The sequence below is a fragment of the Streptomyces cynarae genome, assembly GCF_025642135.1.
GTDB lineage: Bacteria > Actinomycetota > Actinomycetes > Streptomycetales > Streptomycetaceae > Streptomyces > Streptomyces cynarae.
The window spans coordinates 8,548,879-8,561,514 of record NZ_CP106793.1; the positions used below are offsets into that span (position 1 = coordinate 8,548,879).

Genomic DNA, 12,636 nt, shown 5'->3' on the forward strand with positions numbered 1-12,636 from the left:
TGCTGTCACCCTCACGCGCTCCGGGCTGGGTACTCGTGTTCGTGGGGCTGAGGTCACCGGTCCACCCGCGACAACCTGTCTCAGGGCCGGCCCAGCAGCCGGATTGCCCTAACACGTCGATCGGAACCTCGTATGAGCCGCATCGTCGCCGTACAGAAGGTCTTGGCACCCCACCGGCACCGTCAGCGGGACATCACCGATCAGGTGTGCTCGAGCCTGCCGGGGGCGGACCGGTCCTTGCTCGACCGAGTGCACGCCGCGGCGGGAGTCCGGTTCCGCCATACCGTGCTGCCCTTGGATGCCTACGCCGATCTGGACGGGTTCGGTGCGGCCAACGACACCTTCATCGATGCCGCGGAGCGGATGGGGGCCGAAGCGGTCAGGGGTGCCCTCGCCTCCGCGGGGCTGGCGTCGGGCGCGGTGGATCTGATCGCCGTCGTCTCCACCACCGGCCTGGCCGCTCCCTCGGTGGACGCCCGGCTGATGGGCCCTCTGGGGCTGCGCCCGGACGTCAAACGGCTCCCGCTGTTCGGACTCGGGTGCGCAGCGGGGGCGGCCGGGCTCGCCCGGGTACACGACTACCTGCGGGGCTGGCCCACACACACCGCCGTCCTGCTGTCCGTCGAGCTGTGCTCGCTGACATTCCAGCGGTCCGATCCCTCACCGGCCAATCTGGTGGGCAGCGCCCTGTTCAGCGACGGTGCCGCCGCTGTGGTGGCCCAGGGGAGCGGAGCGCCGGACAAGCCAAGGCCCCCGCTCGGCCCCGAGGTGGTGGCGAGCCGCAGCCGTTTCTATCCCGGCACCGAGCGCGCCATGGGCTGGGACGTCACCGACAGCGGGTTCCGTATCGTGCTGGACCCCGGAATCCCGGGCATCGTCCGTGCCCACCTCGCTGACGACATCGACTCCTTCCTCTCCGGCCACGACCTGGCCCGGCACGACATCGGAACCTGGGTGTGCCATCCCGGCGGCCCCAAGGTGCTGGACGCCATCGCGGACACGCTGGACCTGCCGTCCGGGGCACTGGACGTCACCTGGGACTCCCTCGCGGAGGTCGGGAACCTGTCGTCCGCCTCCGTCCTGCATGTACTCCAGGACACCCAGCGACGCAGGCGGCCCCCGCCCGGCACCTGGGGCCTGCTGCTCGCCCTCGGCCCGGGCTTCTGCGCCGAACTGGTCCTGCTGCGCTGGTGAAAGCGGAGGGAGGAACGACCGGGTGATCTGGTACGCGCTGCTGGTCGCGGCCATCGCCGCCGAGCGGCTGGCCGAGCTGATCGTCGCCCGCCGCAACAGCCGCTGGAGCACGGCCCGCGGGGGCGTCGAGACGGGCAGAGGACACTACCGGGCAATCGTCGTGCTGCACACAGGTCTGCTCGTGGGCTGCCTGGTGGAGGCACGGGTCGCCGGACGGCCATTCCTTCCGGGTGTCGGCTGGCCGATGCTGGCCCTGGTCGTGGCCGCCCAGGGGCTGCGCTGGTGGTGCATCGGCACGTTGGGACGGCAGTGGAACACCCGGGTGATCGTCGTGCCCGACCTGCCGAGGGTGACGAAGGGCCCCTACCGCTTCCTGCGCCATCCCAATTACCTCGCGGTGGTCGTCGAGGGAGCCGCGCTGCCGCTGGTGCACGGAGCCTGGCTGACCGCCACGGCGTTCACGGTGTGCAACGCCGGGCTTCTGGCCGTACGCATCCGCTGCGAGGAAGCCGCCCTCTCGGCAGCCGCACGGCAGGCGCACCCCCTGGACGAGCGCCATGTCGCCCGGCAGCGCGCCGCGGGCCGGGCGTCGCGGCGGTACAGATCCGCGGCGGCGAAGGCGCCGGCCGGGGTACGCCACGAAGCGGCACAGAGCGCACCTGATCGTGAAGAGGCCCGCACGACTTCGGTCGTGCGGGCCTCTTCACGTGTCCCTCACCTTGCCCGCAACGCCTTCTCGGCATGCTGAAGACGCAGTTCCTCCAGCGCGCGCAGCTGCCGCCGGGCTCGTTCGATCAGTTCGTCGAGCTGCTGCCGGTCAAGACGCCCGTCACTCTCCGCCAGCCGGCGCAGCATCCGCCATCCGGCGGCCTTGCCCTCGACTCCGAGCTGCAGGAACTCGAGTTCGACCACCGAGGTCAGCGGAGAGCGGCGGACGAGGCGGCCATTCGGCTTCAGGCGTCCCGCCCTCTCGGCCGTCTCCGCTGCCAAGATCTTGTATCGGCGCGCCGGAACGCCCAGTAGGCTCATGATGTCCAGCAAGCTCGCCCGGTCCTGGGCGAGCTCGCCGGCGATCGGCCGCAACGCTTCGGCGAGCGGGGAGTCGCGCAGTGCCCGGACCATGTAGTGGATGCGCCGGTTCCCGACGGTCGACCCTGCAAGGTGGTCGTTGAGGTAGATACCGAGCAGGTCGATGCGGGCCCCCCTGCCGGCGTTCCGCGTGCCGATGCTGCTGCTCTGGCCGACGTCACTCATCCCGGCCCTCCAAGGACGACCGGACCGGCCGACGGCCGCGGCGACAAGAAACTGTGCATGGCTGGTCTCTCCCCGACTGTGTGCCCGCTGACGGCCACGGGAGCGGACGAGTACCCCTATCACCGCATCCCACGTGTGGCGCCTGCGCATCCGTCGCGTGTTGTGAAAGCGATCGGCACAGCGCGAGTGCGTCAGGCGCGCAGAGCGGTGAGCCAGTCGGTCAGGAGTCGGTTGACCTCGTCGGGGCGTTCCTGCTGGATCCAGTGGCCGCAGCCGTCGAGGAGGTGGGAGGAGACCAGGCCCGGCAGCGTGACCGGGTACGCGTCGATCGCGTCGGCCAGCCATGTCGTCGAGGCGTCCATGCTGCCGCCGATGAACAGGGACGGCTGGGTGATGGGGGCACCGTCGAAGGCGGCGAGGTCCTCCCAGTCGCGGTCCATGTTCCGGTAACGGTTGAGCGCTCCGGTCAGGCCGGTCCGTTCGAACTCCCCGGCGTAGACGTCGAGGTCTCGCTCGCTGAGCCAGGCGGGCAGTAGGCCGATGGGGAACCGCTCACGCATCGTCCCCTCCCTGCTGACGAAGTGGGGATCGGGAGCACCGGGTGCGGGCATGGTGTCGGCGGACAGGGCCGCGTAGAGCCCCGCGAGCCAGCCGCGGACATCGGGTTCGATCTCGGCCTCGGCGCGGCCCGGCTCCTGGAAGTAGGAGACGTACAACTCCTCATCCCCGCCCATCCGAGCGAAGACGTCGCTGGGGCGGGGCCCACCGCGCGGGGCGTAGGGAACGCTCAGCAGCCCCACCGCGCGGAAGACCTCCGGCCTGAGCAGGGCGGAGTTAGCAGCGATGGTCGCGCCCCAGTCGTGGCCGACGACCACCGCCGACTCCTCGCCCAGGGCGTGCACCACCGAGACGTTGTCCTCCACCAGATCGATCATCCGGTACGCATCCGTCGCGGCCGGCTTGGAGGACCGGCCGTAGCCGCGGACATCGATGGCGACCGCGCGGTATCCCGCCGCCGCGAGCACCGGCAGCTGGTGGCGCCAGGAATACCAGGATTCAGGGAAGCCGTGCACGAGCAGCACCAGCGGACCGGTTCCCTGCTCCGCGAGGTGAATTCGGCCTCCCGGAGAGGAGACCAACCGGTGTGTGACCTCCGCGACGTGCTGCGACATGCGTCTCCTCCAGGGCCGTTGGCCTGCCGTACGCCATCGATCATGCGCAAGACGCTGCCGGCGAGGCGAGTTCGTTTGCCGATTCGGCAACCCCGGTCCTCGGCGGTGGCTCGTATCCCGTGACGAGTCGTCAGCGGCCAAGGCATTCCCTGCCGTACGGCTTCCAAGCCGTCCCAGGGCCCACCTGGACCGTGTTGCTCCCGCCCCATTGTGCCGTGCCTCGCGTCCCCTTAATGTTCGACTTTGCCTGAGTCTGTTTGATGTTGATTGCTCAGACGGTATGGAGGCCGCAGTGCGGAGTAATCGGATCGGTTCAGAGGCTGCGAGACCCGGCCGCCGTCGATGGTGGAGGGCCGTCCTCGCGACGGCCGCGACCATCGCCCTGGCCGCGGGCATGGCCGCGCCCGTCGCGGCGCAGGACGTCGGCGGGCAGGCGCCCGCCGAGGCGCCCGCCGCCGGCCCGGGGGCGCACACCGTGAGTCTCGACGGCTACTCGTTCCTCGTCGACGGCAAGCGCACCTACCTGTGGTCCGGCGAGTTCCACTACTTCCGGCTCCCGAGCCCGGACCTGTGGCGCGACATCTTCCAGAAGATGAAAGCCGCCGGATTCAACGCCACCTCGCTGTACTTCGACTGGGGATACCACTCGCCGAAGCCGGGGGTGTACGACTTCAGCGGGGTGCGCGACGTCGACAAGCTGCTCGACATGGCCCAGGAGGCCGGGCTCTACGTGATCGCGCGCCCGGCGCCCTACATCAACGCGGAGGTCGACAGCGGCGGCCTGCCCGGCTGGATGACCACCAAGGCCGGGCACAACCGCAGTGACGACCCGCAGTTCCTGAAGTACGCGGACGAGTGGCTGACCCAGATCGACCGGATCATCGCCCGCCACCAGCTGACCAACGGCACCGGGTCGGTCATCGCCTACCAGGTCGAGAACGAGTACTACAACGGCTCGGCCGCCGGCCGCTCCTACATGCAGCACCTGGAGGACAAGGCCCGCGCCGACGGCATCACGGTACCCCTGACCGGCAACAACAACGGCACCTTCAACTCCGGCGCGGCCGCCCTCGACGTCGACGGCCCGGACTCCTACCCGCAGGGCTTCAACTGCTCGAACCCCTCGAAGTGGAACGGCGTCCCCGACATCAGCTACGACCACCCGGCCGGCAAGCCGCTGTACTCGCCGGAGTTCCAGGGCGGCGCCTTCGACCCCTGGGGCGGGCCGGGCTACGACAAGTGCGCCCAGCTGATCAACGACCAGTTCGCCAACGTGTTCTACAAGCAGAACATAGCCGTCGGCGCCACCGCGCAGAGCTTCTACATGACCTACGGCGGCACCAACTGGGGCTGGCTGGGCATGCCGGAGAACTACACGTCCTACGACTACGGCGCCGCGATCCGCGAGAACCGCCAACTGGACCCGAAGTACTACGAGGACAAGCTCATCGGGTACTTCACCCAGGCGGTCGCACCGCTGACCAAGACCGAGGCGATCAGGGCCACACCGCCGGACGACTCCGCGATCGTCGACACCGCCCGGATGAACCCCGACACCAAAACGCAGTTCCACGTCCTGCGGCACGGGAACTCCACGTCCACGGCGGTCGACAAGACCCACATGGCGCTGGACTTCAACGCCCAGCCGTCCGCGGACACCACCTACACCTGGGACGACCCCGACTCCGCGCTGCAGTACACCGGTTCGTGGTCGCACGTGGCCAACCAGAGCTACACAGGCGGCGACTACAAGCACACCGAGTCGTTCTCCAACAAGGCCGGTGACACGGTCACCGTCCCCTTCGACGGCACCGCGATCCGCTGGATCGGGTCGAAGACCGACAACCACGGCTACGCCGACGTCTACCTCGACGGCGCCAAGGTGGCGACGGTCGACGACTCCGGCAGCGAGAACCAGGCGGTGATCTTCCAGAAGACAGGCCTGACTCCCGGGGCGCACACGCTGAAGATCGTCGTCGACGGGAACCACAGCTCGGGGTCCACGGACAACTATGTGTCCATCGACGCCATCGACGTGCCGACGGCGGACACCGCGACGCCGACGTACCCGGTGGTGCCGCAGCAGCCGGGGACCGCGATCACCCTCGACGGGCGCGACTCGCACGTGATCGTGGCGAACTACCGGCTCGGGGACGCGCAGTTGCAGTACTCGACGTCGGAGATCATGACCCACGCGACCATCGGCAACCGGGACGTCGCCGTGCTCTACGGCGACCCGGACAGCGACGGCGAGACCGTCCTTCGCTACCCCTCCAAGCCCACCGTGACCACCAGCGGCGGCACGGTCACGACCACCTGGGACGCGGCCACCGGTGACCTGCGGCTGAACTACACGCACAAGGGCCTGATCCGCATCAGCATCAGCGGCGGCGGAAAGCGCCCGCTGCTGCTGCTCGTCGGCGACAAGGCCACGGCGGAGACGTTCTGGCGCCAGGACACGGCGACCGGCCCGGTGCTCGTACGCGGCACCCATCTGCTGCGCACGGCTACCAGCCTGGACGGCGGCCACACCCTGGCGCTCACCGGCGACAACGCCGACGACAAGAACATCGAGGTGTTCACCTCGGCCGGCCAGGTCACCTGGAACGGCAGCGCGTTGGAGACCCAGGCCACCGACACGGGGAGCCTCACCGGGAAGATCCCGGTGGCCGCCCCGGTACACCTTCCGACGCTGACGAACTGGAAGCACGCCGAGGAGTCCCCCGAAGCGGCCCCCGGTTTCGACGACTCCAGCTGGCAGGTGGCCGACAAGACCACCACCAACAGCGTCTCCGGCATCAACTCGCTGCCGGTGCTCTACGCGGACGACTACGGGTTCCACACCGGCAACACCTGGTACCGCGGCCGCTTCCGCGCCACCGGCAAGGAGACCGGCGTCCACCTGGTCTCGGACTCCGGCGGAAAGGCCCAGGCGTTCTCCGCCTGGCTCAACGGCACCTTCCTGGGCAGCTCCACCACGGGCAGCGCCGACTTCGCCTTCCCGGCCGGTTCGGTGAAGTCGAAGGGCGACAACGTCATCTCCGTGCTCACCGTGAACATGGGGCACGAGGAGGACTACAACTCGACCAACGGCAACAAGACCGCGCGCGGCCTGACCAGCGCCTCTCTCGTCGGAGCGCCGCTGACCTCCGTCACCTGGCGGCTGCAGGGCGTACGGGGTGGCGAAGAACTGCAGGACACGGTCCGTGGCCCGCTCTCGACGGGCGGCCTGTACGGCGAGCGGGCCGGCTGGTCCCTGCCGGGCTACCCGGACGGCGACTGGAGCCGGGTGTCCCTGCCGACGACCGACACCCGTCCCGGCGTCTCCTGGTACCGCACCGACGTCAACCTGGACCTGCCGCACGGTCAGGACACCTCTCTCGGGCTGACCTTCACCGACGACCCGTCACGCAAGTACCGTGCCACGATCTTCGTGAACGGCTGGCAGGTCGGCAACTACGTCAACTACCTCGGCCCGCAGAGCACCTTCCCGGTGCCCGACGGGATCCTGAACCCGAACGGCCGGAACAGCATCGCCATCGCCGTGTGGAACCTGGACGGCAGCACGGGCGGGCTCGGCAATGTCTCGCTCACCAACTACGGCAGCTACACCTCGTCCCTGCGTGTCGCGCAGAACGACAGCCCCCGCTACAACCCCCGGACGTACGCGATGCCCAAGCGCCCGGGAGCGGATGTCACCTTGGACGTGCCGGACACCGCTCAATCAGGGCAGGCCTTCACGGCCGAGGCGACGGTGCAGGTGCCGAAGGACAAACCGTCCGCGTCCGGCCTGACGGCCTCGCTCTCCGCACCTGACGGCTGGAGCGTGAGTCCCACGAGCCCCATGTCCGTGGGGCGCCTGCTCCCGGGCGGATCGGCCACTTTCACCTGGAAGATCCAGCCGCCGTCCGGGGAGCTGCCCTCCGCCTCGGCCCTCACGGCCACGGTGCACTACCTGCAGAACGGACGACAGGCTGCCGGCGGTGACGAGCGCATCGTCGGCGGGATACCGCCGGCTCCGCCGGCCGGGAAGAACGCCGTGAGCGACCTACCGTTCTTGTCGTCCACCAACGGGTGGGGCCCGGTGGAGCGTGACAGCAGCGTCGGCGAGCAGGCGGCGGGGGACGGCCACCCGATCACCATCGCCGGTGTCGGCTACCCGAAGGGCCTGGGCACCAACTCGATCAGCGACGTCGAGCTCTACCTCGCCGGCAAGTGCACGCGGATGACGGCGTACGTCGGTGTCGACGACGAGACAGGCGGCGCGGGAACGGTGACGTTCTCCGTGGTCGCCGACGGCAAGACCTTGGTCACCACGCCGACGATCCGGGGCAAACAGGCCGCGGTGCCGATCGACGTCGACGTCAGCGGCGCGCAGGTGGTCGACCTCAAGGTCGGTGACGCCGGCGACGGCAACGGCAACGACCACGGCGACTGGGCCGTGCCGACGCTGTCCTGCGGCTAGATGTGCGGCTGACGGACGCCTATGACAGTGGGTCCTGGATCTCCTGGTCGTAGGCGTTCGTCGGGGGCCGGCCGGCGGAGTGCCGTAGGCGCTACGACCCGGCCGGCCCCGGCCTCTGGCAGCGTGACGCGAAGGAGATCATCAGCGGTCCGGCGTCACCGAGCTCCGCCTCCAGGGCGTCGGGGCTGGGCTCGGTGACGTGGAGCAGGTGGAAATCGTTCAGCTGCTGGTCTCTCCCGTGCATCGTTTCCAGGGCCGTCCGAGCGACGGTGTCCCGGAACTGCCGCGGGAGGAACTGGTGGCCACGGCGCAGGTGCGCAAAGGGCTGGGCATCGTGGGCGACCGGTACTTCAACCGTCCGGCCCATCGCAGTGCGTCGGTCACCCTCATGGCGGCCGAGCGCCTGCCGCAGGCGGTCTCCGGGGAGGCCGACCTGTGCCTGACCCGGCGCAACGTCCTGCTGCGGGGCGTGGACATCGACGCGTACATCGGCGAGACGGTCTTCCTGGACTGCGGCAGTGGACCCGTGGTGCTGGCGGTCCGCAGCGCGGCCAGGCCGTGCGCGTGGATGGACAGCACCATCGGGCCGGGCGCGCAGCGGGCGCTGCGCGGCGGCGGAGGCGTTCGCTGCCTGCCGCTGTCCGACGGGATCCTCACCGTGGGGCCTGCTGCGTTCGGGGTGTGCACGGACTCCCGCGAGGAGTGACGAGGAGAGCTTCGGGCGGACGGCGGCCGGGCCCGCCGATCTTTGGTCGGCGGGCCCGGCAGTCGGTGTGCTGTTGGTTCGGTGTTCTGTATCCGTGCGGGTCAGTTGATGCGCACGATCTTCCAGAGCTGGTCGTCGACGCTGACGTCGTTCCATTGGATGACGGATGCGCCGTTGGCGGTGGAGGACTGGGCGACTCCGGCGAGCAGGCCGCTGCCTCCGTTGACGAGCTTGTAGTAGCCGCCGCCTGCGCTGGTCAGGGTCCACTGTTGCGAGGCCGCGGTCGAGGACGTGTTCTGCACGAGGGCCGCGCCCGCCGAGGCCGAGGAGCCGCTGATGTCGAGGTAGAGGCCGCTGTGGACGTTCTTCATGGTCCACGCTCCGCCACCGGCGGACTGGAAGGTCCACAGCTGGCAGTCGCAGGCGGAGTTCTGCCACTGGTCGGCCGCCGTGCCGGCGGTGGTGGAGGCGGCGGGGATCTCCAGGTACTTGCCGCTGTTCTTGTTGACCAGGACGTACTGTCCGCTGGACAGGGACGGCAGTGCGGTCTGGGCGAGGTTCCAGCGCTGGCACGCGCAGCCGGTGCTGTCCCACTGCCCGGCGACGGTCCCGGCGGTGGTGGACGCGTTGGGGATCTCGAGGTACTTGCCGGTGAGCCGGTTGACGGCCGTGAAGCCGCCGGACGGGCTGGGAGCGACGGCCCATTCGTGGTCGAGGGTGCCGTTGTCGTCCCACTGCAGGACCTTGGCGCCGTTGGCGGTGGACTGGTTCTCCACTCCCAGTACCTTGCCGCTGGCCACGTTGAAGATCTTGAAGTAGCCGGACGGCTGGAGGACGAACTTCCACTGCTGGTCGGTGGCGCTGTCGGTGTTCTGCTGGGTGGCGTAGGTGCCGTTGGTGGTCGAGCCGCCCGCGATGGTCAGCATCAGGTTGCTGCCCGCGTTGGAGGCGGTGTAGGTGGCGCCGTCGTTGATCCCGCCGCCCAGGTCGATCGTGCTGTACGTGACGGGGTTGAGGGTGCTGCCGTTGTAGCCGCCGCTGAAGACCTCCAGGCTGTGCCCGTCGGGCAGCGGGAGCATGCCGCGGCTGTAGCCGCCTGCGACGTTCGACTGGATACGGGTCCAGGCGTTGGCGGCGCCGTTCTGGGTGTTCAAGAAGAGGTCACCGGTGCTGTTCGCGCTCACGACGAGGGTGCCGTCGGGTCCGCCGGTGGGAAGCCAGGTGATGTACGGGGCACTGGAGGGAACGTAACCGTCGGTCGACTTCAGCACCTGGCCGGTGACGGAGCCGAATGCCTCGGGGTCGGAGGAGATCTTGTAGTAGACAGCGAAGTTCTTCTCCGGCGCGCCTCCGTACTCGTAGGTCATCACGTAGTTGCCGTTGGGCAGCTTGGCGACGGTCGCCATGCCCGGGCGGTCGCTGTAGGTGGGCATCGCCACGTCGTCCACGACGGGGCCCCAGTTCACGCCGTCCGTGCTGACCTGGTGCACGAGCTTCTGACCGTGGGCGGTGTCGCGCTGGTCGGAGTAGTACACGACCAGCCTGTTGCCGTTCATCAGGAAGAAGGGCTCCCACACGGGGGTGTAGCCGTTGCTGGAGACGGCCTGGCCGCCGGTGGCGATGTTGCTGACGAAGGTCCAGGTCAGCCCGTGGTCCGTGCTGGCGTACATGTCGATCTTCGTCGCGGACCGGTCACTGGGGACGGAGTCGCCCGCGATCAGGATGGTGCCCGCGGGGAAGTTGCCGATCGCGGTGGGCAGTTCGAACAGCTGCGGCTCCCAGCGCATGCCCCAGCCGTTCTGCGTGTCGGCGACGTCCGAGATCTTGGACCAGGAGTTGCCGTTGTCGGTGCTGCGGTAGATCGGGAAGACCGGGGTGCCGGAGGTGTACTGCTCGAATGTGGCGAGCATGGTGCCGTTGGAGGTGCCGCTGTGCTCCAGCCGAATCGCCCGCGGGTAGAGCGATCCCGGGGCGGGGGCGTTGGACGGCGGGGTGTACATGGTCTGCGAGGGGCGGGAGAGGGCGTGGGCCTTGCCTGCGGCGGGGAGGAGGACCGTGCCGGCCGCTGCGACCAGGGCCAGCAGCAGGAGAAGGAGGGTGGCGGGGCGGGAACGCGGAGCGGCGCCGGGTCTGGCGCCTGTCGGGGCAGGGGACATGTGCGGCTCCGATGACGGGAAATGCGAATGAGGTTCTTGTGGGGGGTCCGCCGCCCCGGGACTGATCAGGTTGCGGGGCGGCGGAGCTGAGGGGCGTGTCAGCCGGGCGACAGGGCCGGCGACATCGCGGGGGAGGGGGTGCAGTCGGCAGCCCCGTGGACGACGGTTGTCGGGTGACGGCCGCGGTTGCCCGGCTGTCGCTGCGCGGGCGGGGGTGTGCCCTGCGGCGGTGAGGCGGTGAGGCGGTGAGGCGGTGGGCAGTGCGGCGGTGAGGCGGGCAGGCGTGGTGTTCAGGTGATCTGCAAATGCCTCTGGTCCTGGAGGGACGGCGGCGGTGCCGTCGAGCCGCGGACGACGAGCTCGACCGGTGGGTCGCTCGTCGGCGGGAGTTCGGCGTCCGGTTTCTCGATGGCGTGCACGAGCAGCCTGATTCCCTCCCGCGACGCGGCGTCGAAGGGCTGACGCACGGTGGTCAGCGGAGGAGAGACGTAGGCGAAGACGGGGTTGCCGTCGAAACCGACGACACTGACGTCCTCGGGCACACGACGTCCTGCTTCACGCAAGGCGTGGATCAGGCCTATGGCCATCTCGTCGCCCGCCGCGAACACGGCCGTCACCGAGCTGTCCGAGGCCAGCTCGAGGCCCGCCGCGTACCCGGAGTCGGCCGACCAGTCACCCTCCACCAACGGCGGTTCGTGGGCGCCGCGTGCCGCCAGTGCCGCCCGCCATCCCGCGATGCGGTCCTTGGAGGCGTACCACCGTCGCGGGCCCGCGAGGTGATGGACGGTCGCGTGCCCGAGATCCAGCAAGTGCTCGGTGGCGGCCCGCGCCAGAGCGCAAGCCCCTACGCTCGCCGTCACTGTACGGTCGGCGGAAAAGGCCGGCGGTGCCCCGAGGAAGAGAACCGGGACGTCCACGCGCAGGGAGACTTCTCCTTCCACGATGGGTTCGGAGACGACGACGCCGTCCACCCCCTGCTCCAGGAGTGACTCAACGGCGCCGGTGATGCCTTCCGGGTCGCCGTCGGGCGTGTTGACCACGCGGAGGGCGTACCCCGCGTCCCGCACGGCCTGTTCGATACCGACGAGCAGTGAGGCTGTTCCGTACCCGGCCGTTCCCAGCGCGACCACACCGATGGAGCGATTGCGTCCGGAAGCCAGCGCCCGGGCCGCGTGGTTGAGCCGGTAGCCGAGTTCGTCGGCGGCGGCCAGGACGCGTCGGCGGGCCTCGGCGGAGACGTACGGCTCGTTGTTGAGGACCCTGGAGACGGTCTTGCGCGAGACACCGGCCAACTGGGCGACGTCCGCGCTGCGCGGCGCGGCAGGGCCCGCGCCCCGTCCCATCCCTGGCGTCATGGAGTCTCCCGATGGCTGTGTGCCTGCATCGAACGAGGTCAACGATCTGACCGCGCGGTCTGACCGCGCGGTCATGTCTACGTAGGCGCAGGGCGCACGTCAAGAGGTCACACAGCACCAAAAACTCTTTGCCGTGGTGGCTCGAAGTCGTCGGCCGAGGCAGTCAGTGAAGGGGTCTTGACAGCCAGTCCCTGGAGCGATCAATCTTCCTCCACATCCGCCGATCGAGTTTGTTTGATCGTGTTTGAGGGTGGTCGCTTCATCCCCGCTCCGCGTCACGCGGGGCCGACGTGTCGTCGCGAAGACGACAGCCCTGTCAGGAGCCGAAATGGAC

At 69.4% G+C, this 12,636-nt stretch carries 7 protein-coding genes and 1 pseudogene; 4 read left to right on the plus strand and 4 right to left on the minus strand.

Annotation, left to right across the window (positions count from 1 at the left end):
* Positions 1–132: 132 nt before the first annotated feature.
* On the plus strand, positions 133–1,194 hold the full coding sequence (locus N8I84_RS38620; RefSeq protein ID WP_263234199.1) for a type III polyketide synthase: 1,062 nt from the start codon (positions 133–135) through the stop codon (positions 1,192–1,194).
* A 22-nt stretch (positions 1,195–1,216) separates the two neighbouring features.
* Positions 1,217–1,714, plus strand: a pseudogene (locus N8I84_RS38625) (isoprenylcysteine carboxyl methyltransferase family protein); the annotation flags it as partial.
* A 194-nt stretch (positions 1,715–1,908) separates the two neighbouring features.
* On the opposite strand, the gene N8I84_RS38630 reads toward N8I84_RS38625, so the two are convergent.
* Both N8I84_RS38630 and N8I84_RS38635 read right to left on the minus strand, forming a co-directional pair.
* Positions 1,909–2,448, minus strand: a complete 540-nt coding sequence (locus N8I84_RS38630) for a hypothetical protein (protein WP_263234200.1) — start codon at positions 2,446–2,448, stop codon at positions 1,909–1,911.
* A gap of 191 nt (positions 2,449–2,639) precedes the next feature.
* Positions 2,640–3,620 carry an alpha/beta fold hydrolase gene (locus tag N8I84_RS38635; protein ID WP_263234201.1) on the minus strand — a complete coding sequence of 327 codons (981 nt, stop codon included), beginning with the start codon at positions 3,618–3,620 and terminating at the stop codon, positions 2,640–2,642.
* Positions 3,621–3,912: 292 nt separating this feature from the next.
* On the opposite strand from N8I84_RS38635, the gene N8I84_RS38640 reads away from it, so the two are divergent.
* Both N8I84_RS38640 and N8I84_RS38645 read left to right on the plus strand, forming a co-directional pair.
* Positions 3,913–8,085 carry a beta-galactosidase gene (locus N8I84_RS38640; RefSeq protein ID WP_263234202.1) on the plus strand — a complete coding sequence of 1,391 codons (4,173 nt, stop codon included), beginning with the start codon at positions 3,913–3,915 and terminating at the stop codon, positions 8,083–8,085.
* Positions 8,086–8,284: 199 nt separating this feature from the next.
* Entirely contained in the window at positions 8,285–8,791 is a 507-nt protein-coding gene (locus tag N8I84_RS38645) for a molybdenum cofactor biosysynthesis protein (RefSeq protein ID WP_263234203.1), read from the plus strand.
* Between the two features lie 101 nt (positions 8,792–8,892).
* On the opposite strand, the gene N8I84_RS38650 is transcribed toward N8I84_RS38645, so the two are convergent.
* Positions 8,893–10,947 (minus strand): RICIN domain-containing protein, encoded by a 2,055-nt coding sequence (locus tag N8I84_RS38650; RefSeq protein ID WP_263234204.1) that lies wholly within the window; start codon positions 10,945–10,947, stop codon positions 8,893–8,895.
* 290 nt (positions 10,948–11,237) lie between these two features.
* Positions 11,238–12,302 (minus strand): LacI family DNA-binding transcriptional regulator, encoded by a 1,065-nt coding sequence (locus tag N8I84_RS38655; RefSeq protein WP_263234205.1) that lies wholly within the window; start codon positions 12,300–12,302, stop codon positions 11,238–11,240.
* Between the last annotated feature and the right edge of the window lie 334 nt (positions 12,303–12,636).

Bases quoted from the DNA above. Each gene is read 5' to 3' on its own strand.
- N8I84_RS38650 (WP_263234204.1), bottom strand. From the start codon at position 10,947: ATGTCCCCTGCCCCGACAGGCGCCAGACCCGGCGCCGCTCCGCGTTCC.
- N8I84_RS38630 (WP_263234200.1), bottom strand. From the start codon at position 2,448: ATGAGTGACGTCGGCCAGAGCAGCAGCATCGGCACGCGGAACGCCGGC.
- N8I84_RS38635 (WP_263234201.1), bottom strand. From the start codon at position 3,620: ATGTCGCAGCACGTCGCGGAGGTCACACACCGGTTGGTCTCCTCTCCG.
- N8I84_RS38620 (WP_263234199.1), top strand. From the start codon at position 133: ATGAGCCGCATCGTCGCCGTACAGAAGGTCTTGGCACCCCACCGGCAC.
- N8I84_RS38655 (WP_263234205.1), bottom strand. From the start codon at position 12,302: ATGACGCCAGGGATGGGACGGGGCGCGGGCCCTGCCGCGCCGCGCAGC.